We start from the raw sequence: 25,828 nt of genomic DNA, 5'->3' as shown, positions 1-25,828 counted from the left end.
GGCCGGAATGATCCCGCCGCTCGCAAAATGTTATTCGTTGTCGTACTTCAGATTCTGTTTGAATTGATATCGCTCAAGTGCCAGTTCGATCATCCGGTCCAGCAGTGCCTGATAGGATAACCCTGTCTCACGCCACAGCAGCGGATACATACTGAACGGCGTGAATCCGGGCATCGTGTTCACTTCATTGATGAGAATTTTCCCGTCTGACTTGCGCAGGAAAAAGTCGGCCCGGGTTATACCACTGCCTTCAATGGCCCGGAAGGCCTGAATGGCCGCTTCCCGCAGGCGGTCTGCAACCTCAGGGTCCACTGGTGCCGGAATCATCATCTGCGATTTGCCGTCGGTATATTTGGCCGCATAATCATAATATTCACCAGAAGAGACGATTTCACCCGGAACCGAAGCTTCAGGCTCCTCATTGCCAAGCACACTGACCTCAACCTCGCGCGCATCCACGAATTCTTCAATAATGACCTTCGTATCGTAACGGAAGGCAAGCTCAACTGCCTTGATCAGGCTTTCCTTGTCGACGGCTTTGGATATGCCCACACTGGAGCCCAGATTGGCCGGCTTGACGAATACCGGATACCCCAGCTTATCCTCCAGGCCAACGATCAGCTCATGACTTTTGCGTTTCCATGAACTGATATTGAAATAGCAGTACTCACACTGATCCAGCCCGGCTTCCCCGAACAGCTTCTTCATTACGACTTTGTCCATACCTGCGGATGATGCCAGTACGCCAGCGCCGATATACGGGATATTAGCCATTTCGAACAAACCTTGAATCGTTCCATCTTCCCCGTTAGTACCATGCAGCAGCGGGAACATTACATCTATCACCTGGTCTCCGCCGGTCAGGCCGCTAAATACTGCAGTTAGTGCCGTGCCCATATCACCGGCTTCACCACCCAGCTTCAGTTGCTCTATATTACCAAAAGGAGCGTCCAGTACAGTACCAACCTTCCAGAGCCCCTTCTTCGAAATGTAAAAAGGAATAATCTCATATTTAGCGTAGTCAAAAGCGTTCATAACCGCAAACGCCGTCTGCAGCGATACCTCATGCTCCCCGGATTTGCCGCCGTACACCAGTCCTACGGTTAATTTTGCATCACTCATGCCCTAACCTCTTTCTGAATTATAAGTAGTCATTAATATGAAAAAAACGGTATGCCGTTCTGTCAGTCCATGCGTAGGAATCACGATAATCCCAAAAGCGGTGCTTGCTGCTGACAGTTCGTGCATTCACCAGCGGCTGTCCCGCTGCATCAAAAGCAGTAACAATCGTGCTGTGCTGATAATGGCCGTTGCCGTCCCAATCGTACTGGATGACATCCCCAAGCATCAACTGATCCGCCCGTTCCACCGCTTCAGCCCGTAGTCCGCTGCTTCGGTCTGCGCTTAAATAGCGCTGCAGACTATCCGATACAGCCCAGCTGAAGCTCCACCATTCCTGTGCGCCATTGTAGCCTTTATACCACCAACCCGTTTCTCTTTTACCAGTATAGTTGATAGGCGCCCCCCCTGCAAAGAGACATTGGGACACATAATTGGTGCAATCCACATCAAATACCTCGAACTCCGGATTGCCGTCCTTCCACCACCGGTCAGCATATGCTGCTGCCTCCTCCCGGCGGTAGCGCACTTCTTTACCGGTGGTAATGCTGCGGAGAATACGATTATTAAGCAGCGGCTGTGACGGCTGCGGAACGGGGAGCACCTCGCCCCATTTGGACAGCCGGAGCAGAGGTTCTGCCTCAACTACTTTGCGTGCTGATTTCCGCTCCGGTACGCTGCGTTCCACAGACGTAATTTCCCAGTTATCCCCCTCGTGCACAAAAGTCAGACGCTCCGATTCAATGACATCCTCTCGGTGGGTGATACCACCCTTCTCGTAGTAGAGCGCACTGTGCAGCGCTACATCTGCGACCACCTCGAACGGGTTCTGCCGAACGGTCCGCAATGTACGGACGCCTGTCTCGGAACGAAGCGGAGTAATGCCTCGCCGCTGGTACCACTGCGCCAGACGGCGGGAACGCTCGCCCTGCTCCACGAGGAACCGCGGGTCCTTGACAGCACTTCTGCGCTGCTGATCAGCTCCCGGCGCCACACGGCCCTTATTCACTTGATCTACGTATACGTAGAGACTTTTTTTCCACTGCTGTTCCATTCTATTCCCCGCCCTTCACCCCTGATTGGCTGCTGTTCTATGTATATGAGGAAAACCTCGCAGCTATACAGATAGCAAAAAGAAGAAACGCTTTAGAATATCTCCATTAATAGATAGAGGATTATGTTACAGCAATCCCTTTATTCCCCAGGTGCCAAACCTCACATCCCATTGAACAATCCGGGCGTTTCTGCGGCAAAAAAAACTTTACTCGCCCCTTTGTAACCGTTATACTTAAGGTACACGAAATATTGAAATGTAGTTTCACCAGATGAAACAAGGAGGCGCATATATGCCAAGCAAGGACCATTTTTCGCTGGCCCGTACCCTGGAGTCAGGCGGCAAAAGCTATCGCTACTATCATCTTAACTCCCTGGAAGAACAAGGTGCAGGGAACATCTCTTCTCTGCCGTTTTCCATCAAAGTATTGCTGGAGGCCGCTGTCCGCCAATATGACGGACGGGCGATTACAGAAGAACATGTGAAGCAGTTGGCGGATTGGTCTGGCGGTATCGACCGCAACAAGGAAATCCCCTTCATTCCTGCCCGGATCGTACTACAGGATTTCACCGGTGTACCGGTGGTTGTCGATCTGGCCGCTATGCGCGATACCGTTAAGAAAGCCGGCGGTGACCCGAAAAAGATCAATCCGCTCGTACCGGTTGACCTGGTCATTGACCACTCAGTTATGGTCGATGCCTTTGGCACCGCAGACGCGCTTGAATACAATATGAACGTAGAGTTCGAACGCAATGAGGAGCGCTACCGGTTCCTGCGCTGGGCGCAGACAGCCTTCAATAACTTCCGTGCGGTTCCACCGGCAACAGGTATTGTGCATCAAGTTAACTTGGAGTATCTGGCTTCTGTGGCAACCACTAAGACTGTGGATGGAGAAACCTTCGTCTACCCGGATTCCCTGGTTGGCACCGACTCCCATACAACGATGATCAATGGACTCGGCGTTGTAGGCTGGGGTGTAGGCGGCATCGAGGCAGAAGCCGGCATGCTGGGTCAGCCGCTTTATTTTGTGACACCGGATGTAGTGGGCTTCAAGCTTACCGGCAGTCTGGTAGAAGGAGCTACAGCAACCGATCTGGCGCTGACCGTCACCCAAATGCTGCGCAAAAAAGGCGTAGTCGGCAAATTCGTTGAATTCTATGGACCGGGCCTGGCCAACATCAGCCTGGCGGACCGCGCAACGGTAGCCAATATGGCACCGGAATATGGCGCAACCATCGGTTTCTTCCCTGTGGACGATGAGACGCTGGCCTACCTGCGCAGCACCGGCCGTCCGGATGAGCTTGTGGAGCTGGTTGGAGATTATTATAAGGCTCAAGGTATGTTCCGTACCGCAGGCACTCCAGATCCGCAGTTCAGCGACACCATTGAGTTAGACCTTGCTTCTGTGGTTCCAAGTCTTGCCGGACCGAAACGTCCGCAGGACCGTGTTGAGCTCACACATATGAAAGAAAACTTCGAAGGTATTATCCGCACTCCGGTCGACAAAGGTGGCTATGGCCTCAGTGACGAGAAAATAAACGAAGTAGTCGAAGTGCAGCACAAGAACGGCACGAGCAGCAAGCTAAGCACAGGAGCAGTTGTGATCGCAGCCATTACAAGCTGTACCAACACCTCCAACCCGAGTGTAATGCTGGGAGCAGGCCTGCTTGCCAAGAAAGCGGTAGAACGCGGATTGACCAAACCGGGTTATGTAAAAAGCAGCCTTACGCCAGGTTCGCTGGTTGTTACCGAATACCTGGAAAAGGCCGATCTGCTGAAGCCGCTGGAAGCACTGGGCTTCTATCTGGCCGGTTACGGCTGCGCCACCTGTATCGGTAACTCCGGCCCGTTGCCGGATGAAGTCAGCCAGGCCATCGCAGACCATGACATGACGGTTGCTGCCGTTATATCCGGTAACCGGAACTTTGAAGGCCGCGTGCATGCCCAGGTCAAAGCCAATTATCTGGCCTCCCCTCCGCTTGTGGTAGCCTATGCACTGGCAGGCACGGTCAACATTGATCTGAAAACCGAGCCGCTGGGTTATGATCCTCAAGGCGAGCCGGTCTTCCTGGCTGATATCTGGCCAACGTCCGCCGAAATCCGCGAAGCCATCGGCCTCTCCCTGAGTCCGGAAATGTTCCGCCGCAAATACGAGAATGTATTCACGGCGAATGAACGCTGGAATTCGATTCCGGTACCGGAAGGCGAACTGTATGAATGGGACGACAACTCCACGTACATCCAGAACCCGCCATTCTTTGAGCATTTGGCAGACGGTGTCGGCGATATCGAGAATATCCGCAATGCCCGCGTGCTTGCACTGCTTGGCGATTCTGTAACCACTGACCATATCTCACCTGCAGGTAATATTTCCAACTCAGGTCCTGCCGGTGAATATCTGCGGAGCCATGGCGTGGAACGCGCTGACTTCAACTCCTACGGCTCGCGCCGCGGGAACCATGAAGTGATGATGCGCGGCACATTCGCAAATATCCGTATCCGCAACGCAGTTGCTCCGGGAACGGAAGGCGGAGTGACCACCTTCCTGCCGAGCGAAGAAGTGATGTCGATCTATGATGCGTCCATGCTATATCAGTCCGCAGGACAGAACCTGATTGTCATCGCAGGCAAGGAATACGGTACCGGCAGCTCCCGCGACTGGGCAGCCAAGGGCACACTCCTACTGGGCGTCAAAGCCGTCATCGCCGAGAGCTTCGAGCGGATTCACCGCAGCAATCTTGTCGGCATGGGCGTGCTGCCGCTGCAGTTCCAGGAGGGCCATGGCTGGAGCAGCATGGGGCTCACCGGACGTGAGACCTTCAATATTACCGGACTCGGCAACGATGTAACGCCTGGTCAAGAATTGACCGTCACAGCTACCCGTGAAGACGGCACCCAGTTCGAGTTCCCGGTCATTGCCCGTCTCGATAGCACTGTAGACATTGACTACTACCGCAATGGCGGGATTCTGCAGACCGTGCTCCGCCAGATGCTAGCCGATGCCGCAGCTTCAGATTCCGCGCTTCCGGTGGAATAGACTATTCATAGAAGACCGGCAGCCTGTATCCCTAGGCTGCCGGTCTTTTTCTATCACAAACAGCCTCCAATCTCTCCCTGCGGGAGGATTGGAGGCTGTTTATATTTTGAATAGGCACACCCGGTTGGAGGGAAACTTCAAGCCCTAAATCTCAATCCGCTCCGAGTTCAGAATTCTATTATAGACAAGGGCAATAATCTGCGAGCGGTCAGTTACGTTCATTTTATCAAAGATACGGCTCAAATGGTTCTTAACGGTATGTTCACTAATGAACAACGCCGCAGCTATATCCTTATTCGTCTTGCCAAGGATGATCAGCTCTAGCACCTCTTCTTCACGGGGCGAGATTCCCCACTCTTCCTTCGGTGACTTAAGGGCTGTATTATTTAGGAGTTTAACGGGCGAGACTGGTTGATTATTGTTGCGCTGTTCCCCGGCCCTGCTGAGCAAGAAAGACTGAAACGCCACCCGCGGCTCGGCATCCATTACAGCCTTCGGATTAAAGTCCATATGAAATCTTGAAGAATCGATCCATTTCCCATTGTTGTCTTTCAGCGTCTCTGACTGCTCCTGTTGGCCTGTATGATGCAGCACAAGCGCCAGCAGCTGGGCTTCAAAGGACAGAACGGGTTTCTCTATCTCAAAATAAAAGGCTGACAATTGATCCACCTGATTCAGCAGCAAAACTTCTTCAGTGTAGTAATCATACTCTTCCAGCACCTCCAGCGGAAAAGGCGCCAGTATACAAGTACGCTTCAACCGCTCGGACTCGCTCTCCGACAGTCCTGCGTAACGGGCAAAATCATAAGCCAGATTCGAGGCATCCAGCGACATGCGCTGCAGTACCGGATTACTGTTCTGCAGATGGTGGAGGAGATTGTTCAAAAAAGTCTCCGCATGTTTAGCATATCTACTGTCCTTCTCCAGAAGACGGATGACCGTTATAGCCAGCGTAGCAAAACACTCTACGAAAGTCCGCCATTCCTGTACATCATTCCGCTGGCGGAATCCGACAGACAACATCCCTTTGTATATATTTTCTGCGATTAACGGGCATTCCAGCAAAAATTGTCCGCCTGGGGTCTCAGTAGTGATTGATGCGATGACAAAGGATTGGGAAGAATATCGCTTCTCAAGTTCCATCACATAAAGGGATTCTTCCTCCTGCCCCCAGCCCCTGGCATAATATGTACTCTGATCGGCTTGCGGGTTCTGAAAAAAGACAAAAACAGACGATGGCGAAAAAGGCATGCTCATTACGGTATCCATCAATTTGTCGCCAAGTTCCTTATAGGATGCCGCCAGCGGCAACAGCCGCACCGCTTCTTTGAGAACCTGGGTTCCTTCTTTCCGCAGTTCTTCCCGCTGCACCAGATTCTGGCCTCTGTCGGAAATCCCCAGCAATGAGGCTACGCACTGTTCCTGAGGATCATAGTTCTCTATATGTTCACTTTTACCGAAGCCAACCGTCAGCAAAAGCGCTCTTCTGCCACCATAGATCGTGACCGGATAACAGGATAAATATTCTGGTTGAGGAAGTCCTCGCTGTGTGAAGAACAGGGATCTCGGGTCCATTGCGCTCGTTCTCCAGTGCCTTGGCTCCCTACCTAGGGCTGCCTGTCCCAGGAATCCGTCACCTTGCTGGAAAGCGGCATTCATTAACATACCCGCTCCTTTGCCAGCGGCATACTTCACCTGAAACTCTCCAGCTTCATTCTCTTTGGCAAAAGCATACAAATCCCCGGCCGAAGGAGTAGCCGCTAGTTGCTGCAGCACCTCTTCAATCTTGAGATAACCCTTCTCCAGATTTGTTAAGAGCCCTGGGATCATATCTCCGAAACCATGCTTGGCAGAAGCTCCCGCGTAACTGGCCAACAACTTGCTAAGGACACGTCCAAGCACAGTGATCTTTTCCCGCACTTCATCAACACGCTCCCGGCTTAGCTCAGGCAGGGCAAGCAGCGCCTTAGACAAATGGTCATATACTGGATGATTCTTCATTTTCGCTTCAAAAGCAGGCATTACCAGCGCTTTGCTGCCCTCTTCCATATAGATGCCCCACCATAAATAATAGACCTGTCCATAACCTGGAAACAATGGAATGATGTTATATTTCAATCCGGGGATCCATTGCTCCAGAACCACAGGATGCGACAAAGGGCCCAATTTACGAATAGTCGGCTTGAAAGGGCTGTCTATATCCTGAAGTGAGGTCAATATTATCTCATAAAACATTCCTGATACTGCCGGACGTGTGAAGACATTCCCCTCTTGATCCGTCAGCACGATAGCCTGCCCAGTAACCATGTTGAATGTTTCCTGGAGCTGCTCCATCTCCTCTATTAATGAATCAGGTACTACCGTTACCATCCTATCACCCCATGCCCCGGATTTAACCACAATTTCCTATAGCTAATGACTTCAAAATTGCCTCCACTTACTAATTACCCCCTAAATCGACTATATAACGGAATTCAAAGGTATTAACCCATCATCAGACCCATTTCTGCAGCTTTCTCCGCCAGAATCACGGCATATTGCTCCAGCGTCTCACGGGAAAGGCGGCTGACGGGTCCTGACAGCGAGAGGGCAGCGACTACATTGCCTGCCCTTCCGGTTATAGGAACCGCTACCGCTGCCGCACCCGGCTCCCGTTCCTCGAAGCTTGTTGCATAGCCCCGTTGTGAAATTTCATTCAGTTGCTCCAAATACACGCTCCTATCTACAGCCTCCGGCCAATTCGGATCAGCCAGCAGGCGGGACTGCACCTCAGGCGGAGCGTAGGCGGCAAGCACCTTGCTCGACGCACCAACCGAGAGCGGGAGTCTGGCCCCAATCTGTGCGACCCGGCGGATCGCCTGCCTGCTCTGAACAGCCTGAATGCGTACACGTTCCAGATCGTCGCGCAGATACAGGCTGACCGTCTCTCCCAATGAGTCACGCAGCTTCTCCATGGCTGGAAGCAGCAGTGCAGCCGGTTCATCCAGCGTGGGCAGATGTGTGGACAACTCCCAGATTCGGATCCCCAGGCGGTACTTCTCCGTGGCTTCCATGCGCAGAAGAAACCCCTTCTCCTCAAGCGTAGTCAGCAGCCGATGCACTGTGCTTTTGTGCAGGCTGATTTTGGAGGCGATTTCCGTCAGGCTCAGCTCACTTTCCTGAGTGAAGCACAGCAATATATCCAGTGCACGTTCTACCGCACGTACAGTCAGTTTTCGGTCCTCCACAACAATCTCCCTTTCAACTGTTTCACTAAATGAAACCCGGTTACATTATTTAAGATATCCATTCTATCTTAGAGCATATGCCCCGGGTAAGTCCAGCAGTTTCAGTGAGCGGAAAAGACTGGGCGGCACTTTACAGTTAGATTACAAAAGCGGCGAATTCATTGACTTTGTAAGGCCATCATCATACGATTAAATATATGAATTATATAGCCTGTAACAGAGAATGAAAAGCCATATTTCTAACGTTCACACTTTATTTTTTTATTTTAAAAGGTTATGTTTCTATACCACAACACAACTTGCTAATTATGGACCATTATAGGAGGGGACCTTATGGACTTAGCAACCACGCATACCGGCACGCCGGTCTCCCGAATGCCAGGTGAGCACAAACCAGGTACAGCACCTAAGCTTTCATTGCGGATGATTCGCGTTAAACATATTATAGTTTCTTTGCTTTTGTCGGTGTTTTTCTTTTTTGTCTTTTGCTTCATCGCACTGCATGGCTATATCGCCTGGGTACTGTCCAATCCAACAGTGGCTCCGCTCTATTCCACGCCTCAAGTAGCCAAGGGGTTGAGTTATGAGGACATCACCTTTCCCGCGCTGGATGGCAGCCGCATGATGCAGGGTTGGTACATCCCGTCTAAAGGCTCAGCCAAGACTATCGTGTTCAGTCACGGTTATGGTGCCAACCGCGAGGAAACCTGGGTACCCATGTACGATCTTGCCCACTATGCGCATAGCCTGAACTTCAATGTGATCATGTTCGATTACGGCTTCGCCTCCAAGACCAACAAGGATATCGCCACCGGAGGCAAAAAAGAATCGCAGCAGCTCCTCGGAGCTATAAAGTACGCCAAGGAGCATGGAGCCAAAGAAATCGTTGTCTGGGGCTTCTCGATGGGGGCAGGCACCGCCCTTCAGGCAGGGCTTGTCACCAAGGATGTCGATGCCATGATTCTGGACAGCACTTTCCTGCTTGAACCGGATACGCTGTACCATAACATCAAGCAGAATATCAACCTCCCGCGCCAACCCTCCCTGGAGATAATGGAGCTGCTCTTTCCAGTGCTGAACGGTACAGGATTGAACCAGATTCCATATTCCAAGGTCAAAGCAGAGGATTACCCGTTCCCTACACTCTTCCTGCACGGCACCAATGATGACAAAGCGCCTTATCCGATTGCTGAAGAACTTGCAGCGAACCAAAGCAACCCTTACTCCGATTCCTGGATTGTGCAGGACAGCCACCATGAGCTGCTGTTCCGTGAACACCCTCGTGAGTATCTGCGGCGTGTGTCCGCTTTTCTGGGCAATGTTCAGTTGGCTAAGGCCGAGCAGAACAAACAGACGCTTTCCGCCATCAAATAATACCCAGCCTGGAATTCAACCCGCCTGCTTCGCAATTGTAGTGTGCAAGGATGTTAGTATTATGTCCTTGCACGCTATTTTTTTGGAGAGAAGCATACTAAGCTGCTGACCCCATACATAGAATGAACTGTTGAAGACTTAGGATGGGAGGACTGCATGCAATGGTAGGGTTATACGGGCCGCAGCTGCCCGCACAGATTCTTGAAGAAATTATTTTCTGGAAAAAGCAAGAGCAGGAGCACATGGCGGTCATCAAGGCGATTGTCCCTCATCTTGAGAAGCCGTATGTGCAGCTGCTGGATGAATGGGCCGTGGTCTTTGAGTCCACCGGACATGCGGCACGTCAGTTGCTCGAGTCTGCTCCAGGCAACAGTCCGGCAGAACTGGCTGCCGGAACAGAACCGCTCCTCCAGGTGGCGCGTTCCCAATCCCGGGAATTAATCCGACAGCTGTATGCCTTAATGGAGGGAAGCACCGCTGTGAAAGATCAGCCGCTGGCCGGAATCGTTCTGCCGCATATCATCCGGGAATCAGAGTATTTCGTGAATACTCTTGATGCACTTAAGCGGGAGTCACCTCTGACTCTGCCAATTTCCGAGAACCGGGAAACGGGTTCTGTTCCGGTAGGGGGCCACACCCTGCCGCCTCTTCCCTATGCCTATAACGCGCTGGAGCCGTATATCGACGAAAAAACCATGAGAATCCATCATGACAAACATCATCAAAGCTATGTAGACGGGCTTAATAAGGCAGAGAATAAACTGTCTGAAGCCCGGAAAACCAAGGATTACGATCTAGTGAAGCATTGGGAGCGCGAGCTTGCCTTCAACGGTGCCGGCCATTACCTCCATACGATCTTCTGGAACATCATGTCTCCTCAAGGCGGAGGCCGACCGACCGGGACCTTGCTAGACGCCATAGAACATAGCTTCGGCAGCTACGATGCCTTCAAGGAGCAGTTCACAGAAGCTGGGAATAAGGTTGAAGGCGGAGGCTGGGCCATCCTGGTCTGGAGTCCGCGCAGCCGCAGGCTGGAAATTCTGACAGCGGAGAAACACCAGAATCTCTCCCAATGGGATGTGGTTCCTCTGCTAACCCTAGATGTATGGGAGCACGCTTATTATCTCAAGCATCAGAATTACCGTGCCGAATATATCAAAGACTGGTGGAAGGTTGTGAATTGGCCTTATGTATCCGAAAGGTTCACAGCCGCCCGCAAGCTTGTCTGGCAGCCCTACTAAGGAGAGCAGTCTCATTCTCCCAGGCATAGAAATAGAGCCCTTTCGTCACTTCACAGTGATGGAAGGGCTCTTAATCTTATGAAGCAACGGGGTATTCCCCTGTATTCTATTCCTTGATTAAAGCCAGAAATTCTGCCCGAGCGGCAGCGTCCTCCCGGAAAGTACCCCGTGTTGACATGGTTACCGTCTTGCTGCCGGGCTTTTTGACCCCGCGGGCACACATGCAGAGATGCTCTCCTTCCACAACGACCATCACCCCATGAGGATTCAGAACCTCTGTCATAATGTCGGCAATCTGCGCCGTAATACGTTCCTGCACCTGCAGGCGCCGGCTTACAGCCTCCACGAGGCGGGCCAGCTTGCTGAGCCCTGCAATCCGTCCGCTTGGAACATACCCGATATGCACTTTTCCGAAGAACGGAGCCATGTGATGCTCACACTGGCTATAGTAGACGATATCCTTTACGATCACCAATTCTTCATGAGACTCATCGAAGGTTACACCGAGCGCCTCACGGGGATCAATCGAATAACCGCCAAATATCTCCTCATACATCCGTGTAACTCTGGCCGGCGTTTCCAGCAGTCCTTCGCGGCCTGTGTCTTCGCCAATCAGCTCCAGTATTTTCTCAACGTGGTACTCGATCTGCTCACGGTTTGCAGCAACCTTGTCATTCATGTAATCTTTGGTGCCCCCCATGAAGCCTCCCCCTTCCGTACCCGTATCTAATTCGGCTATATCCGCGACCGGTTACTTGCCTTTGCGGCCTTGTCTTTTTCCAGCAGCTGGCATACGTCCCGGCGGGTTACCGTTCTTCATCATCTGCTGGGCACGCTGCATCTGCTTTCCGTTCAAGTTATACCCCATCTGCTTGGCAACCTTCTGCAGCATTTCCGGATCATTCTGCATCGTTGTCATTTGTCTGCGCAGATAATATACCCCGATGAAAAATCCGCCGATCAGACCTACGACAAGCGTAATAATAGGCAATGCAATATTCATCCAAAGTCCACCTCTTACTCTAATGTCTGCAATGCCCGCTATAGGCACGCGAATCTATCATAGCATTTCAACAACTCGACAGCAATTGGTAAATACAATGAAACAGGTCACTGCAAATACTAATAACTGTGTCTATCAGAAACGGCTACTGAGGATTGGAGCATCCATTATCTCAGTCTTGCTTCTGAGCCTCCTGCGCTAGCAGGAGGCTGTCCCGAGAGCGCTCAAGCATCTCCCGGACCGTATGGTCTTCTTCCGCTTGCAGCGCCAGCTGTACCGCCGCAAGTGCTTCTTCACCTCCGATACGTCCGAGCGCCCAAGCGGCACTCCCTCGCATCTCCGGGCGGGTTTCCTTCAGCATAATCTCTGTCAGCTTCGGCACAGCCGCAGCATCCTTGAAATTGCCGAGCGCGATTACCGCATTACGCTGAATCGGCTTCTTCCCCCTCCAGGCTGCAGAACTGCTGCCGAACTGCTCCTTGAACTCGCGGTTGCTGAGTTCCAGAATCGGCAGAAGCAGCGGTTTGACAATCTCGGGATCAGGCAGAAGCTCTGGACGATGGTCCCAATGTTTTCCCCGGTTCTTAGGGCAGACGATCTGACATGTATCGCAGCCATACAGCCGGTTGCCGATTTTGGTCATATATTCCTCACTCAGAAAGCCCTTCGTCTGCGTCAAATAAGAAATGCAAGCCTGGGCATTCAGCTGTCCGGGACCCACAAGAGCCCCTGTAGGACAGGCATCGATACACTTCGTGCAATCTCCGCAACCTTCCTCCACCTGTGTATCCGGAGGAAAGGGGATATTCGTCACCATCTCACCGAGATATATCCATGAGCCCCATTTGGGAGAGATGATACTGCAGTTCTTGGCACTGAAGCCGATGCCCGCCCGTTCAGCGACGGCCCGATCAACCAATACCCCGGTATCCACCATACTCTCCAGCACCGCTCCAGGTACCCGCTCCCGGATGAAACCCTCCAGCTTGCCCAGAGCCTCGCGCAGGACATGATGATAATCCCGTCCCCAGGAGGCGCGGGCAAGTATACCACGGCGTGCACCCGGCTCCGACTGGGGCGGATTCTCCATTTTGGAGGGGTAAGCTACAGCTATGGCGATAATGGACATCGGCTGCTCACCGGACTGTAGTGCCGGGAGAGTACGCTTATCAAGATCCGGCTCCTCGAAGCCCGAATCATACCCGTTGTCACGGTGCTCCTGGAGAATATTTTTCAAATATAAAAACGGCTCCGCACCCGCAAACCCGATATCATCAATCCCAAGTTCCGGTGCGGCAGCCTTAATCTCAGCTTTGAGACCTTCCCATTTCGAAGGCGGTGGGGCATAGGATGTCTGTATTTTATTGTTCATTACCGCCTTCTCCTTCACTTATAATGCACTTGCTTTGCCAAGGGGCCACCAAATATACGCTGCCTTGCCAACCAGTAGATCTTGCGGAACAGCACCGAAATACCGGCTGTCCTTACTGGCTCCCGCATGCCGGTTGTCCCCCATCACGAAATAGGCTCCCTTATCTACGGTAATCCGGGCAAAGTCCGGGTCTTGTATTTCTGTATCCACATAGGGCTCTTCCGTAAGTTTGCCGTTCACATACAGCTTATGATTCCGTACTTCAATCCTGTCGCCAGGCAACCCGATGACCCTTTTTACCAGATACTCCTTGCGGTCCGGTCCCGTGCTGGGGTCATGAAGAACAATCACATCCCCCCGTCTCGGGCTGGCAAAGACTAGTGATATCTTGCTAATAATTAATTTCTCGCCTTCCAGCAGCGTTGGCTGCATGGACTGGCCGATAACCGTGGAGACATTGAACACAAAAATATTGAGCAGCGACATTAATGCGAAAATAACTGCGGCAGTAACAAGCCAATCCCGCAGATCGCGGACCCAGTGTCTTCCCGGTATAGAGCCGGGTTTGCCATGGGTAACGGACCGGTATCTCTGCCGGCGGCTCCGCATGATATCTTCTTCAAGCTCCTGGTTCATAGGCCACCTTCTTGCTTCTCATTGGTCATACATGTCCATAACAATAGAAAAGCATATCTTCCGGCCATTTGCAATGGACCGTGGGAAGATATGCTTCAGTATAAGGAATCAGACTATGCAAGCACGCTCTCAATAACTATTGAAGACGTAATCATCGCTATAGTTCTCTACTCTAGAAAATGTTTCCGCTTACGCAGCACCGGAATTAAGGTTCTCTATCCGACAATGCTAAGCTTCCGTACTGACTTGAAGATTTGATCCTCGCCATAACCCATGGCCTCATACAGCGGCAGTGCAAATGAATTATGTTCGTCAATCGCTACAAAAATACCACTGACCTTGCGGGCCTGAAACTTGTGTTCCATCGCCGTGACAAGACCTCTGCCAATTCCTCTGCGGCGGTAATCGGGATGAACGGCAATGCGGAAATAACAGCCGTGATTCTTCTCGATTGTACCAATCAACGCACCAACAATCTCTCCTTCAACCTCGGCAACAACAATGAGATCGGAATCCCATGATAGCTGCCTGGAGAAAGGCTCGATAGTGCTCTCGAAACATTCTTCCGATAATGCGGTCTGCAGCAGTTCAGTCACAGGGGTAACGTCGCTTAATTGAAAGGAACGAACGTGCATTCTTTAAATCTCCCTTTTCTATGGCTTAGAATTTAACAAAAAGAAGGAGTTCCCGTAACAGCGTGGAGAGGAAAAAAAGAAAAGCAAAAAATGCCTTTCGAAGAAGTCGCCGAATCTGTAATAGGGAGCAGCTTTTCGTGCGACTAAAGAAGTATTAACCTATTGTTAAACAGATTATTGCTTCTTTAAACTTCAAAAAACGAGGAATACCTGCTTTTAAGTCTATTAAAGCATATTTTCCTGCTGATATCATCACTTTTCTTTTGAAAGCGCTTGATATAAAGCGTTTACATCGATTATTGTTACAGAATTTCGTTAAATACTACCATTAAGACTATGTAAACGAATGCCTTGGTGGCCCTTTACGATTTTAACACAGCGTTAACACATGTGGGTAGATTTTCAAAGGCCTCCACTTAACAAACATTAATGTTTGTTTAATGTTGCATTATTGTTCCAGATACGGTTTAATAATAGTATCTTATCGGATACAAACCTATAAGATTCGTCGGAAATAAGGGGTTTTGACGTCAAGACCGCCAAAATTCTTTATCTATACAAAATTCTAATAACACTCAGGAGGGATTTTTCCATGGCATTTCAATTACCGGCACTTCCTTATCCGAACAACGCTCTCGAACCGCACATCGACGCATTGACGATGGAGATTCACCATGACAGGCACCATAACACATACGTGACGAATCTGAACGCCGCTCTGGAAAAGGCACCTGAACTGCAAAGCAAGAGCATTGATGAGCTTCTTACCGACCTGAACGCCGTACCTGAAGCGATCCGCACGGCTGTCCGCAACAACGGCGGCGGTCATGCCAACCACACCCTGTTCTGGGAAGTTATCGGACCGAACGGCGGCGGCGCACCAACCGGCGCACTTGCTGCTGCAATTGACAGCGAGCTTGGCGGTTTCGATAAATTCAAAGAAGACTTCGCTACTGCGGCAACTACCCGTTTCGGCAGCGGCTGGGCCTGGCTCGTAGTGAAAGACGGCAAGCTGGCAGTTACCAGCACACCGAACCAGGACAACCCGATCAGCGAAGGTGCTACTCCAATCCTCGGACTGGATGTATGGGAGCATGCTTACTACCTGAACTATCAAAACAAACGTCCTGACTATATCAAAGCCTTCTGGAATGTAGTCAACTGGGAAGAAGTCGGCAAACGTTACGACAGCGCTAAATAAGTAAACGCGGCACATTGTGCTGCACCTGAACATATGAAAACGGGTACCCTCTTCTTACGGAGGGTACCCGTTTTTTGCTATATATCACGTGATTCGCCGCATTCAACCAGTCCCCTGATCGGAGTCTTGCTCATCAAAATAACTATTCAGCAGCTTCAAAAAAACATTCGGAAAGGCGTAATTGGCCATATCCTCACGGTTGATCCAACGTACCGCTCCGCCATCCTCAGGACTTCCGCTGCCGTCGGCGAATGGCTCTGCGGCTATGACGTCTTCAGCGAACAGACCTGGGGAAGCGGGAGTGTACCCGCCGGCATACGCCGCCCGCCCTTCCGCAGTCTGCGGCAGCGCGCGGATGTCCTCCTCCCTGCAGCGGTATACCTGCAGGGTCCACACAATATGGCTGAACGTATGTTCCGCAGCCATCCAGTGCTCTTCAGGCCGGGCGGGAATCCCGGCCTGCCTCAGGGACCGGCGCAGCCGGTCCAGCGCCGCGGCCTCCGGCAGCAGCGCTCCATTCGCGCCGCCCCCCGCAGGCGGCGCCGGCCAGTGCGGCAGCTCCCACATGCGGGCCAAAAGCCCGCTGGATGGCCGCTGCCGGATGAGCACCCGGCCCGCGTGCGCGCCGCGGCCCTCCACCAGGGCAGCCAGCCGCTCTTCGGGGCGCGGCGGCTTGGCCTTGGTCTTGACGGGCAGCGATGTCTCGCAGCCCGCCAGCCGCGCAGCGCAGTGCTCCATCACCGGGCACAGAAGGCAGCGCGGTGATTTCGGCGTGCACACCAGCGCGCCAAGCTCCATCAGCGCCTGGTTGAAATGCGAGGCTTCGCCTTCAGGGATCAGTTCTGCCGCCAGGCGCTCCATGGCAACGCGGGTAGGTCCTTTAGCGATATCATCTTCAATGAGGAAATACCGGGACAATACCCGCATTACATTACCGTCCACCGCTGGCTCGGGCCGGTTGAAGGCGATGCTGAGGATAGCACCTGCTGTGTAAGGGCCTACGCCTTTGAGGCCAAATACAGCATCACGGTCATTCGGAACCTGTCCGCCATACTGCTCTTTAACCTGCCTGGCCGCATGCTGCAGATTCCGGGCACGTGAATAGTAGCCAAGTCCCTCCCAGCACTTCAGCACATCTTCTTCAGGGGCGTCGGCCAGCGACTCCACCGTAGGAAAACGCTCAATAAAACGGTTGAAATAAGGAATGACCGTATCTACCCGAGTCTGCTGCAGCATGATCTCCGATATCCAGATATAATAAGGATTCCGGTGGCGCCGCCATGGCAAATCACGTTTTTGATCTTTGTACCATTCCAGCAGAAACCGGCTGAAGAATAACTTGGCTTCCTGCTGCGCTTTACCTGGTTGTTCATGTGTCGTCATTGTTATTCTCCTTGCCGCTCATATAGCCATGTAGCTGGTACATATAAGCCATAATCTATTTTTTCAACTGCTCCACTACCACGAACGCCGAAGCCAACTCGCGGCTGTGCGTAATGGTGAGATGGATGGTATACTCATGCTCCGTCAGCAGGAGCCGGCCCCATGCCTCAGCAGAGAGCGAGACCACCGGCTTGCCCTGGGCATCCGGCAGAATCTCAATATCCTGAAAACCCACAGTTTTCCCGATTCCACATCCCAGTGCTTTGACTACCGCTTCTTTGGCCGAGAATCGTCCGGCTATGAACTCCGCAGCCTTCCCGCCCCTGCTTCTGGCCAGCACCAGTTCCTGCCCGGTAAGAATCCGGCGGATAAACCGGGTGCCCGAGCTACCGGCTGCTATTTTTACAACTCGCTGGATTTCCAGCACATCATGCCCGATTCCATAGATCAAAATTCCACGCCCCTTGTGCTCTTGCGGTCATTAACTGCCTCATATTGTCTTCTATCCATAACCGTGTTGCTAATGGTATGATCTTCCTATGGATTGCTTTTCTGCTATCTTAAAAGAAAAAGCCGCTAAAGTCTATTTTCGCAAGGAAAGGGAGATTGCCTTATGCCCCGTAACTTCGAATTGCCCGCAGGTGAAGATGCTGTCCTGCGTTGTTCTCATTTTCAGGCCCAAGGCACAGCAAGAAGCCTGATTGTCATTGCCCATGGATACAAAGGCTTCAAAGATTGGGGAATGTTCCCTTATGCTGCCAAGGCTCTTTGTGATGAACATGAGGTTGTCACTTTCAACTTTTCGCATGCCGGAATTGGCGAAGACCTGCAAACCTTCACCGAGCTGGAGAAATTCGCCCGCAACACGGGTCAACGTGAGATCAGGGATTTGGAAATTCTGCTCTCCTATCTCTCCCAGCATCACAAGTTTGGAGGTCTGCCCGTCTTTCTGCTCGGACACAGCCTTGGAGGCGGAATATGTCTGCTCTACGCGCTTGAACATCCTGAGGCCATTACCGGTGTGCTGTCCTGGAACGGGGTTACCAATCTCGATTTGTTAACAGAAGACCAAAAACACGAAATGAGAGCAAAGGGACGAACCTATGTGCTCAATGGACGTACTGGTCAGCAGATGCCGCTGGATGCTGTAATTCTAGATGATCTGGAGCAGCAAGCCGAGCGCTACAATATCCTGGAACGGATGAAGCAGTCCAGTTTTCCGGTCATCCTGATCCAGGGTAGCGAGGATGGCGAGCGGCTGCGCCGCGGTTCCGAACAATTGACCCGTATACGTCCGGATATTGAATGGTTCCAAATCCCCGGAGGTAACCACACCCTGGGGACTGTACATCCTTTTGCCGGAACTACTCCTGGGCTGGAGCAGGCGATTGCTGCTTCCAAGGCGTTCATCAGCCGTGTTTTGGCTGAGTAGATAATCACAGGAAGAACCGCCGAGCGGCTGCGATTGAAGGTAGCGGCTCCGGCGGTTCTTCATATGCCCTCTTGTTCAGATCCCCGGAATCACATTGCGCTTATGCGCAGTTCTCCGGTACATGCTCTCAAGCTTCTTCGCTGCTTCAGAGCTGACCGGTTTGCCTTCCAGGTAGTCGCTGTTCTCATCATAGGTGATGCCCAGCTCAGCTTCATCCGTCTGTCCCGGCCACAGCCCTGCTGTCGGCGCTTTGGTGACAATATCGGCAGGAACTCCGAGATAAGTAGCCAACTGGCGCACCTGACGCTTGTTCAGGGACGATAACGGTGTAATATCAACCGCACCATCGCCCCATTTGGTGTAGAAACCGGTTATAGCTTCTGAAGCGTGGTCTGTTCCCACTACCAGCAGATTGTTCTCAAAAGCCAGCGCATACTGCATCACCATGCGTGTTCTTGCCTTGACATTGCCTTTGCCCTGATGGGTGATGTGGCGGTGCTGCCCAAGAGATTTCAGGCTGTGTTCGACCTCTAGTGCAATTTCGTTGACCGTTTCCTCGATGTTGGTCTCTACCTTATGCGTCAACTCAAAAGCCTCTGCTACCGCATAACTGTGCGCAATATCCTCTTGTTCGCCATAAGGCTGAAACACGCCAAGTGTGATATATTCTGTACCCTCAGCGGCTGTAAGCTCGTCCGTCGCCCGTTTGCACAGACCTGCTGCTACCGCACTGTCTACCCCGCCGCTGATCGCGATCAACAGCCCTTTTGCCCCTGCTTCTAATATATACGTTTTCAAAAAATCCACCCGTTTCCGGACTTCTGCCTCGACATCAATGGATGGCTTAACACCGAGGGCGGCAATAATCTCTTCCTGCATACTCAAGTACAACACCCCGTTTCAACGAAAAGTATAAAGATACATTATAGCGTGAAACATATAAACCCTATTATTTTCAAAAAGTCCCGCAGACAGCCGGACTTCCGGCAGCCTGCGAGACCCTGGTGAATTCTTTATTTTACTGGCACAGACGGTTAAATACATCCTTCAGCTCAGCAGCGATTTCGGCAGCCGAACGGTCCTCAACACCATGACGTTCGATGAAGTGAACAAGCTCCCCATCCTTCATCAGTGCGATAGAAGGCGAAGAAGGCGGATACGGTGCAAAATACTCACGCGCTTTGGCTGTGGCCTCTTTCTCCTGTCCGGCAAATACAGTGAACAGATGATCCGGCAGGATCTCATTCTGCAGCGCCTGCGCTACACCCGGACGGCATTGACCGGCGGCACATCCGCAGACCGAGTTAACCACAATTAGTGAGGTACCTTTGGAGGCAGGAAGAGCTGCTTCCACCTCTTCCGGAGTCAACAGCTCCTGAAACCCGATGCTTGTCAGATCATCGCGCATGGGCTGGATGGAATCCTTCATATATTGATTAAATGACATGGACATTCAATGCACTCTCCTTTATCCTTAAATATTTGTGAAACCGCATTGCAGCAGGATTTACTAACTTTATTATACATACATACTCTGTGAAAGCAAGCAAACCAGCCTTATTGTCCATGACCGGTGGGGATATCGCCGGAGGGGAAATCTGAGGTCTCCCGGGTGGCGGCAACTTCCTCGCTGGCCTCATGAATGTATGGAAAAGAAACGATAAAAGCCGTACCTTTTCCCTCTTGGGAATTCACTCTGATACTGCCGTGATGCCGCTCGGCAATGCTTAGGCACAGCGGCAGGCCAAGGCCTGTCCCCTGGCTTTTTGTTGTGAAAAATGGGATGAACAACTTATCCAGCTGACTCTGCGGAATCCCGCTTCCTGTATCCTGTATAATTAGCTCTACCGAATCCTCATTGAGATGCGTCTCCAGATACAGTACTCCCTTAGGCTCCATCGCTTCCATTCCGTTGCGGGCCAGATTAAGGATAAGCTGCTTGATTTCCCTGGGATTGAGTTGAAGTAGGGGGAGGGAGGGACATAATCTCAGTTCTACACTCTGGCCGCGGAGATTAGCATCAGCCCAGAGAAGCGGGGAAAGCTCTTCTATAATATGATGCAGCTGAACCGTCTCTTTGTTCGATATCCGGCTCTGGGCAAGAGAGAGAAAGTCATTAATGATGCCATTGGCCCGGTCCAGCTCTTCCATAACAATCTGATAATACGAATCCATCTCACCGGGGCTTTTTTCCCGCATGAGCTGCAGGAATCCACGTACTACTGCCATAGGATTGCGGATTTCATGGGTAATTCCCGCCGCCATCTGCCCAACCAGGGTTAGCCGCTCCACATGATCCAGCTCGCTGCGGAATTTCTCCTCCTCGGTCAGGTCCTGGACAATCACAACCCTCCCTCCGGATATGCCCGCTCCCCCTTGCTGCAGAGGCACTGAGAATACTTGATAAGTCCTGGCATCGTACTGGAATTTCTCGTTGTAGCGCTGTTTGTGCAATGCATTATCCATCATACGCTTTAAGATCTGGGGATCCATCTCTTTGGAGAGCAGCCGCTCTACCCGCTGGCCTAAAATGGCCTCTCTTGTCATGAGGGGATCATGCTGCCGGAGGAGGCTCAGCATACATTCATTAAGTTCAGTTACACAGCCCATGTCATCCAGAGATATAATACTGACCGGCACAACATCAGTAATCTGCTGAAGCCTGACCGAATCCCTTTCGAACTTTTCTGATATTCCTTTCATCTGCTTCTGGATCTGCAGCCGGTCCCAAGCGGTTTCGATGAAGTAAATAAAACTGCACCCCAAGGTTACCGAGACAAACAAATAGAGCATTGCCACAACCATTTCTTTGGAATGGATATCATACTGGCTGTGCCCGTGCATATGGGGAACAAGAACAATAAACAGCATGCTCGGAAAAAGAGTACCCCATAAAATGGAGATTTTGCTCAGCAGCCCCCCGAGCTTGAACGGCTTCGCCATGCCGAACAACAGCGGATACAGCAGCACTCCTGTGTTCAGCACCAGATTACTGATACCAGGAGGCTCCGAGAATAATAGAGTGCAGAGTACAAAAAATACAGCCAGACTGACCCCCGAACGGGAGCTGGCGTATAGAATACCGATATAAGCCGGTATAATAGCCAAATTCAGATAGATCACACCAAACAGTGTGGTGGACAAAACCATGCAGAATACAATGCTTAGTGCACAACTGATAATCAAAAAGGATTGGTCATCCGGGAATTTGCCGTTCCTGCGAACCATATGGCTCTGATCGAGCCACCACTGGAACAGGAACAGAAAGGAGCAAGCAGATGTTATTTGCAATAAAATATCCTTTACCGCGTAAATAATTGCAATCACTCCCCAAATTGGACAAATCATCCTGTTCCATTTGATTAAAACATAAACCCCGATGTTCTGACAATGGATTTTGCCGCTCTTTTCCGGGCCTTTGTCTTGCATCTAAAAAAGCCAGCCTCCGTATGTTTAGGAGGCTGGCTTCTTGGGTTTGACATCCTGCGCTTCCTGGTAAGTGCGCAGATGATTTGCTTAGCTGTGGCCGCTGCTACCCTTCAATCTTGGCGACGAGTATAGGCCGCCCTCTGGGCTGCTCACCTTGTCCATCCGGCTCAAGTGTAATCGCCACAGTGTCATAGCCCTGGGGGTCAAAGGTATAGTACATCGCACCCGTTCCCCCGGATGATACAAAGGTTCCGGCGCTCTTCTTCACATCGCCCTTGATCAGCCAGACCTGGAACGCTTCGCTTCCGCTGAGCTCAGGCAGCTTCTCTGCCTGTACCAGCAGATGGGTACCTTTGGCATCAATGACGATTGTAGCAAGACCCTTGGCCACAATGTCCTGTGCCGCAGGACCAAGCTGGACTACCTCATTAACCTTTAGCTCCGTGGAAGGAGCTCCGGTCAGCGCAAGCTGCTTCTTCAGCCCGCTTACATCCCGCTGCAGGGAAAACGAATAGATGGCAAGTGCCGCAGCCGTTACAGCCAGGGCTGCACATACACTGCGCAGCAAGCGGCTGCGCCTCACAGGGACTGTATGCATTTTGGCAGCAGATGGAGAGAAAGGGGTTTCCGGAGCAGCAACCGGTGGCATGATGGTTTCATGAACAGCCTGTACGGCGTTCTGTTCTTCAGCTTCCGCAAAGGTTGTCTTCTTCATTCCTTCAATTGGCAATACCCGTCCGAGTACCCGCGCTCTCATCCCTTCAGGCGGCAGCACTTCCACCGATGCGAGAGGTAGCACATCTATAATCTCCCTCAGCTCATCCACCTGTTCCCGGCAATCTGCGCAGTCCGCCAAATGCGTTTCATACTCCTGCTGCTGAGCTTCGTCCAGACCGCCCAGCACATACAGCTCTGCCCAATCGCAGATATGATCGTCCGCTTCATCCATGGTAGCCTTCCCTCCTTTCCTGAGCTTTAAAATGCTTCTTCAGCTGTTTCAGGGCCAGCCGCACGCGGCTTTTGACCGTTCCCAGCGGAATGTTATACCTTGCCGCAACCTCCTGCTGTGTCATGCCTCCATAATAAATGGAGTCTATGACCTGCAATTGATCGCGGCTAAGCGCGGCCAGTACTTCACGCATGCGCTGGCCTTCAGTTCTCATTTCAACCACAACCGCAGGCTCGGAGGACTCGTCCGCCACAGCATGCAGCGCAGCGTCTTCCACAGGGATACCCCGGTCCCTGACCGATTTGCGCCGCAGCATATCCACCGCTATATTACGCGTCAGCGCGAACATCCAGGTCGTCAGCTTACCCTGGGATTGATCGAACCGTTCACTATGCGTCCATACACGCAAAAACAGCTCCTGGACAACCTCCTCGGCGGCCATGGCGTCCTGTACCATCCTGTAAGCAAAGGAGTATATCACCTTTTCATAACGGTCATAGAGGTCTTCCAGCGCCGCAGGTTCCTTGTCTCCAATGCGTTTCATCAACTCTCTGTCATCCAGAGCTTCTGTCATAAGGGAACCCCTCTCATTAATCTCCCTCTATATTAACCTTCGCGGGAAACTTTGAAGAGGATTACTTTTTTTCGTAAAAAAATCTGGTTAACAGCTGTTGTTATTTGGCAAAACGGAAGGCGCTAAACATACTCGCGATCAGATAACCGGCTGCGCCGCCAATAGGAACAAACAGCAACAGCCCAAGCCAGCCATACAGAGGCAGACAGATGACTGCCGAGCACAGCAGGGCAAACGGCATCAGCATGAGCGGCAGTGCCTTGGTTCCCGCATCAGCTTTTTGTTCTTTGGTGAAAGGCAAAATCCCAATGTAGTCATCTCCTGCAAACAACAGCCAGAAGGAAGACAACCAGTAGGACATTAACGCGATAAGCAGCGCGAAGATCAGCCACTTTAATAGGGAAGGAACGATGAAGACCGCTATCATACCCACTCCGGTAAAAGACAAATACAGCTTCAAATGGGATGGGTTCCGCACCAATGCCTTGATGGCGGCTGCGGTGAACCGGCTCTCAGGCAGCGTAGACTTCAGCAGAGGCTGCGACTTGCGGAAGATCCATGGCTTGTACCGCGTTGGCCGCGGTTTATCGAGCACTCCGCGCAGCATCAGCGCAGCGATTCTCATCCGCTGCTTATAGTCTTCGCGAACATCATTCATGAAGGTGCCGCGTAAGCGCAAGCGATAGTGGACAGCCCAGGCCGTCACGGCTACAAACCCAGCGGTAACCAGCACCAGAAGCAGCGGGCTGCCCTTGAAGTACAGTCCGGCTCGGATATAGATGGCACAGGGTACGGTAACCGCAGGAATCAGCCATAACCAGCGGCGGAAGCCCTGGCGCTGGACCTTGACGATATGCCCTAGCAGCTTGACACACCAGCTGCAGGCAAGCGTCATCACAAGCAGTGCCCAGGCTGCAGCCGGACTGATGTTGTAGCCGTGGACGATGAAGGGCAGTAGAATGGCATACAGAGAAGCCATCTTCAGGGCCGTGACTACAAGACTGTAAAGCGTTCCCCGCAGCACAATCGTCCGGATCCAGTCCTCCCGCTGCCTGAGGAACAACAGATCCCCTTCCTGCAACAGCAGGACTATCCCTCCAGTGACCGCCAGGATTGCCAGCAGCGTGAGAATGATTCCAAAGGGTAAATGCGATGTCCATGAAGGCAGCTCATTATTCCAGAAACCATAGTAGAACCGTCCGCCCAGCAAACCGCCTGGAATGATTATATACAACAGTACAGTCCAGTCCGCAGCTGTACGGATGATCGCCGATTGTTCACGGAAATGGGAGAACAGCCGCCGCCGAAACAGCTTCTGCGCTGTCGGAAAAGCAAATGCGCTTCTGCTCATGTCAGCTCGTCGAAGCAATCAAACAACGACGCCTCCGCTAGTCCCGCCTGGGAGCGGATATCTTCCAGTGTCCCTGTTGCTGTCATTCTCCCTCCGGAGACCAGCACGAAGCTGTCACAGATTTTCTCAGCCGTGTCCAGCACATGCGTTGACATCAGTACCCCGGCTCCGCGCTTGCGCTCAGCTTCCAGGAGACGAAGGAAATCCTTGGTCGCACGCGGATCAAGCCCGATGAACGGCTCATCTACAATATAGACATCAGGCTGAACCAGAAATCCCAGCATCAGCATCATTTTTTGTTTCATCCCTTTGGAGAAGCCGGCCGGAAGATCATTGCGCACATGATCCATGCCGAACTGGGACAGCAGCTTTTCAGCTGTGGCCTCAAAAGTTTCGTAGGATAAGCCATAAGCGGCTGCAGCCAGGTCCAGATGCTCCCATAGCGTCAGATCCTCATAAAATACGGGTTGCTCCGGCACGTAAGCATACGACCTGTTCTCTCCGCCGAGCTTCACCTGGGCCTTGGCATGCTTCAGCAGCCCCAGAAGAGTCTTGATTGTAGTACTTTTCCCCGCTCCGTTAGGACCAATCAAGCCCAGCAGCTGGCCTTGCTGTACCTGAAAAGCGATATTGGATATTCTCTTATCGCCTGCTTCATAACCCGCTTCTTCAATATAGACATCCAGTACAATGTCCCGTTCCGTACTCTCCTGTTCATGCTCTCCGCCAGATTCAAGTTCCTGTATCTGTGGTGCTTCCGTTTCTCCCATAGTACTCTCCATCTCCTAAACCATAATAGCTGGCGAATCAT

General features: G+C 51.9%; 22 protein-coding genes and 1 pseudogene. 5 read left to right on the top strand and 18 right to left on the bottom strand.

All coding sequences use genetic code 11. The annotated features are described in order from the left end of the window. Nucleotides 1–30: 30 nt before the first annotated feature. Both ACAN54_RS18860 and ACAN54_RS18855 read right to left on the bottom strand, forming a co-directional pair. Nucleotides 31–1,122, bottom strand: coding sequence for a D-alanine--D-alanine ligase (locus tag ACAN54_RS18860; RefSeq protein ID WP_379158630.1), 1,092 nt, complete (start codon nucleotides 1,120–1,122; stop codon nucleotides 31–33). 19 nt (nucleotides 1,123–1,141) lie between these two features. After that, entirely contained in the window at nucleotides 1,142–2,173 is a 1,032-nt protein-coding gene (locus ACAN54_RS18855) for an amidase domain-containing protein (RefSeq protein ID WP_379158626.1), read from the bottom strand. 292 nt (nucleotides 2,174–2,465) lie between these two features. Here ACAN54_RS18855 and acnA point away from each other — a divergent pair, with 292 nt between their 5' ends. After that, nucleotides 2,466–5,210 carry an aconitate hydratase AcnA gene (acnA, locus tag ACAN54_RS18850; protein ID WP_379158623.1) on the top strand — a complete coding sequence of 915 codons (2,745 nt, stop codon included), beginning with the start codon at nucleotides 2,466–2,468 and terminating at the stop codon, nucleotides 5,208–5,210. Between the two features lie 144 nt (nucleotides 5,211–5,354). Here the strand turns inward: acnA and ACAN54_RS18845 are convergent, their stop codons facing one another. Both ACAN54_RS18845 and ACAN54_RS18840 read right to left on the bottom strand, forming a co-directional pair. Next, the gene (locus ACAN54_RS18845; protein WP_379158620.1) at nucleotides 5,355–7,580 is read right to left on the bottom strand and encodes a response regulator transcription factor; all 2,226 of its coding nucleotides are present in this window, start codon (nucleotides 7,578–7,580) and stop codon (nucleotides 5,355–5,357) included. A 113-nt stretch (nucleotides 7,581–7,693) separates the two neighbouring features. Continuing rightward, nucleotides 7,694–8,437 (bottom strand): IclR family transcriptional regulator, encoded by a 744-nt coding sequence (locus ACAN54_RS18840; RefSeq protein ID WP_379158617.1) that lies wholly within the window; start codon nucleotides 8,435–8,437, stop codon nucleotides 7,694–7,696. 375 nt (nucleotides 8,438–8,812) lie between these two features. Between ACAN54_RS18840 and ACAN54_RS18835 the strand changes: the two genes are divergently transcribed. Both ACAN54_RS18835 and ACAN54_RS18830 read left to right on the top strand, forming a co-directional pair. Next, nucleotides 8,813–9,811 carry an alpha/beta hydrolase gene (locus ACAN54_RS18835; protein WP_379158773.1) on the top strand — a complete coding sequence of 333 codons (999 nt, stop codon included), beginning with the start codon at nucleotides 8,813–8,815 and terminating at the stop codon, nucleotides 9,809–9,811. Nucleotides 9,812–9,972: 161 nt separating this feature from the next. After that, entirely contained in the window at nucleotides 9,973–11,052 is a 1,080-nt protein-coding gene (locus ACAN54_RS18830; RefSeq protein WP_379158614.1) for a Fe-Mn family superoxide dismutase, read from the top strand. Nucleotides 11,053–11,158: 106 nt separating this feature from the next. On the opposite strand, the gene folE is transcribed toward ACAN54_RS18830, so the two are convergent. From folE to ACAN54_RS18805, 5 genes and pseudogenes are all read right to left on the bottom strand, one after another. Further along, nucleotides 11,159–11,752, bottom strand: a complete 594-nt coding sequence (gene folE, locus ACAN54_RS18825; protein ID WP_379158611.1) for a GTP cyclohydrolase I FolE — start codon at nucleotides 11,750–11,752, stop codon at nucleotides 11,159–11,161. Nucleotides 11,753–11,803: 51 nt separating this feature from the next. Next, nucleotides 11,804–12,055 carry a YneF family protein gene (locus tag ACAN54_RS18820; protein WP_379158608.1) on the bottom strand — a complete coding sequence of 84 codons (252 nt, stop codon included), beginning with the start codon at nucleotides 12,053–12,055 and terminating at the stop codon, nucleotides 11,804–11,806. A gap of 178 nt (nucleotides 12,056–12,233) precedes the next feature. Beyond that, a pseudogene (gene queG / locus ACAN54_RS18815) lies at nucleotides 12,234–13,427 on the bottom strand (tRNA epoxyqueuosine(34) reductase QueG); the annotation flags it as partial. 18 nt (nucleotides 13,428–13,445) lie between these two features. Continuing rightward, nucleotides 13,446–14,063, bottom strand: a complete 618-nt coding sequence (lepB, locus tag ACAN54_RS18810) for a signal peptidase I (RefSeq protein ID WP_379158605.1) — start codon at nucleotides 14,061–14,063, stop codon at nucleotides 13,446–13,448. A gap of 215 nt (nucleotides 14,064–14,278) precedes the next feature. Beyond that, nucleotides 14,279–14,698: a GNAT family N-acetyltransferase gene (locus ACAN54_RS18805; RefSeq protein WP_379158602.1), complete on the bottom strand. Its 420-nt coding sequence runs from the start codon at nucleotides 14,696–14,698 to the stop codon at nucleotides 14,279–14,281. A 592-nt stretch (nucleotides 14,699–15,290) separates the two neighbouring features. On the opposite strand from ACAN54_RS18805, the gene ACAN54_RS18800 reads away from it, so the two are divergent. Beyond that, nucleotides 15,291–15,899 (top strand): superoxide dismutase, encoded by a 609-nt coding sequence (locus ACAN54_RS18800; RefSeq protein WP_379158599.1) that lies wholly within the window; start codon nucleotides 15,291–15,293, stop codon nucleotides 15,897–15,899. A 102-nt stretch (nucleotides 15,900–16,001) separates the two neighbouring features. Here ACAN54_RS18800 and mutY read toward each other — a convergent pair whose 3' ends face one another. Next, nucleotides 16,002–17,282, bottom strand: a complete 1,281-nt coding sequence (gene mutY, locus ACAN54_RS18795) for an A/G-specific adenine glycosylase (protein WP_379158596.1) — start codon at nucleotides 17,280–17,282, stop codon at nucleotides 16,002–16,004. Between the two features lie 55 nt (nucleotides 17,283–17,337). Next, nucleotides 17,338–17,733 carry a holo-ACP synthase gene (acpS, locus tag ACAN54_RS18790; protein ID WP_379158593.1) on the bottom strand — a complete coding sequence of 132 codons (396 nt, stop codon included), beginning with the start codon at nucleotides 17,731–17,733 and terminating at the stop codon, nucleotides 17,338–17,340. Between the two features lie 162 nt (nucleotides 17,734–17,895). On the opposite strand from acpS, the gene ACAN54_RS18785 reads away from it, so the two are divergent. Continuing rightward, a complete protein-coding gene (locus ACAN54_RS18785; RefSeq protein WP_379158590.1) occupies nucleotides 17,896–18,714 on the top strand; it encodes an alpha/beta hydrolase family protein in 819 nt (272 codons plus the stop codon). Nucleotides 18,715–18,789: 75 nt separating this feature from the next. On the opposite strand, the gene nadE is transcribed toward ACAN54_RS18785, so the two are convergent. From nadE to ACAN54_RS18750, 7 genes are all read right to left on the bottom strand, one after another. Continuing rightward, a complete protein-coding gene (nadE, locus tag ACAN54_RS18780; RefSeq protein ID WP_379158586.1) occupies nucleotides 18,790–19,599 on the bottom strand; it encodes an NAD(+) synthase in 810 nt (269 codons plus the stop codon). A gap of 133 nt (nucleotides 19,600–19,732) precedes the next feature. Beyond that, entirely contained in the window at nucleotides 19,733–20,167 is a 435-nt protein-coding gene (locus ACAN54_RS18775; protein WP_379158583.1) for a BrxA/BrxB family bacilliredoxin, read from the bottom strand. Between the two features lie 104 nt (nucleotides 20,168–20,271). After that, nucleotides 20,272–22,005, bottom strand: coding sequence for a two-component system sensor histidine kinase NtrB (locus ACAN54_RS18770; protein WP_379158580.1), 1,734 nt, complete (start codon nucleotides 22,003–22,005; stop codon nucleotides 20,272–20,274). Between the two features lie 241 nt (nucleotides 22,006–22,246). Continuing rightward, the gene (locus tag ACAN54_RS18765) at nucleotides 22,247–23,092 is read right to left on the bottom strand and encodes an anti-sigma factor domain-containing protein (RefSeq protein ID WP_379158577.1); all 846 of its coding nucleotides are present in this window, start codon (nucleotides 23,090–23,092) and stop codon (nucleotides 22,247–22,249) included. Beyond that, nucleotides 23,085–23,666 (bottom strand): RNA polymerase sigma factor, encoded by a 582-nt coding sequence (locus ACAN54_RS18760; RefSeq protein ID WP_379158574.1) that lies wholly within the window; start codon nucleotides 23,664–23,666, stop codon nucleotides 23,085–23,087. The genes ACAN54_RS18765 and ACAN54_RS18760 overlap by 8 nt, the downstream gene beginning before the upstream one ends. Nucleotides 23,667–23,766: 100 nt before the next feature. After that, entirely contained in the window at nucleotides 23,767–25,017 is a 1,251-nt protein-coding gene (locus ACAN54_RS18755) for an ABC transporter permease (protein ID WP_379158571.1), read from the bottom strand. Continuing rightward, entirely contained in the window at nucleotides 25,014–25,799 is a 786-nt protein-coding gene (locus tag ACAN54_RS18750) for an ABC transporter ATP-binding protein (protein ID WP_379158568.1), read from the bottom strand. Before ACAN54_RS18750 ends, ACAN54_RS18755 begins: the two co-directional genes overlap by 4 nt. Nucleotides 25,800–25,828 lie beyond the last annotated feature (29 nt).

It is taken from the genome of Paenibacillus diazotrophicus, assembly GCF_042610465.1.
Note: the sequence above shows the minus strand (reverse complement) of the source record. Positions and strands in the feature narration are given on the sequence as shown.

Coding starts and splice junctions, on each gene's coding strand:
- ACAN54_RS18860 (WP_379158630.1), bottom strand. CDS start 1,122: ATGAGTGATGCAAAATTAACCGTAGGACTGGTGTACGGCGGCAAATCC.
- ACAN54_RS18855 (WP_379158626.1), bottom strand. CDS start 2,173: ATGGAACAGCAGTGGAAAAAAAGTCTCTACGTATACGTAGATCAAGTG.
- acnA (WP_379158623.1), top strand. CDS start 2,466: ATGCCAAGCAAGGACCATTTTTCGCTGGCCCGTACCCTGGAGTCAGGC.
- ACAN54_RS18845 (WP_379158620.1), bottom strand. CDS start 7,580: ATGGTAACGGTAGTACCTGATTCATTAATAGAGGAGATGGAGCAGCTC.
- ACAN54_RS18835 (WP_379158773.1), top strand. CDS start 8,813: ATGCCAGGTGAGCACAAACCAGGTACAGCACCTAAGCTTTCATTGCGG.
- ACAN54_RS18830 (WP_379158614.1), top strand. CDS start 9,973: ATGGTAGGGTTATACGGGCCGCAGCTGCCCGCACAGATTCTTGAAGAA.
- folE (WP_379158611.1), bottom strand. CDS start 11,752: ATGGGGGGCACCAAAGATTACATGAATGACAAGGTTGCTGCAAACCGT.
- ACAN54_RS18820 (WP_379158608.1), bottom strand. CDS start 12,055: ATGAATATTGCATTGCCTATTATTACGCTTGTCGTAGGTCTGATCGGC.
- lepB (WP_379158605.1), bottom strand. CDS start 14,063: ATGAACCAGGAGCTTGAAGAAGATATCATGCGGAGCCGCCGGCAGAGA.
- ACAN54_RS18805 (WP_379158602.1), bottom strand. CDS start 14,698: ATGCACGTTCGTTCCTTTCAATTAAGCGACGTTACCCCTGTGACTGAA.
- ACAN54_RS18800 (WP_379158599.1), top strand. CDS start 15,291: ATGGCATTTCAATTACCGGCACTTCCTTATCCGAACAACGCTCTCGAA.
- mutY (WP_379158596.1), bottom strand. CDS start 17,282: ATGACGACACATGAACAACCAGGTAAAGCGCAGCAGGAAGCCAAGTTA.
- ACAN54_RS18785 (WP_379158590.1), top strand. CDS start 17,896: ATGCCCCGTAACTTCGAATTGCCCGCAGGTGAAGATGCTGTCCTGCGT.
- ACAN54_RS18775 (WP_379158583.1), bottom strand. CDS start 20,167: ATGTCCATGTCATTTAATCAATATATGAAGGATTCCATCCAGCCCATG.
- ACAN54_RS18765 (WP_379158577.1), bottom strand. CDS start 23,092: ATGGATGAAGCGGACGATCATATCTGCGATTGGGCAGAGCTGTATGTG.
- ACAN54_RS18760 (WP_379158574.1), bottom strand. CDS start 23,666: ATGACAGAAGCTCTGGATGACAGAGAGTTGATGAAACGCATTGGAGAC.
- ACAN54_RS18755 (WP_379158571.1), bottom strand. CDS start 25,017: ATGAGCAGAAGCGCATTTGCTTTTCCGACAGCGCAGAAGCTGTTTCGG.
- ACAN54_RS18750 (WP_379158568.1), bottom strand. CDS start 25,799: ATGGAGAGTACTATGGGAGAAACGGAAGCACCACAGATACAGGAACTT.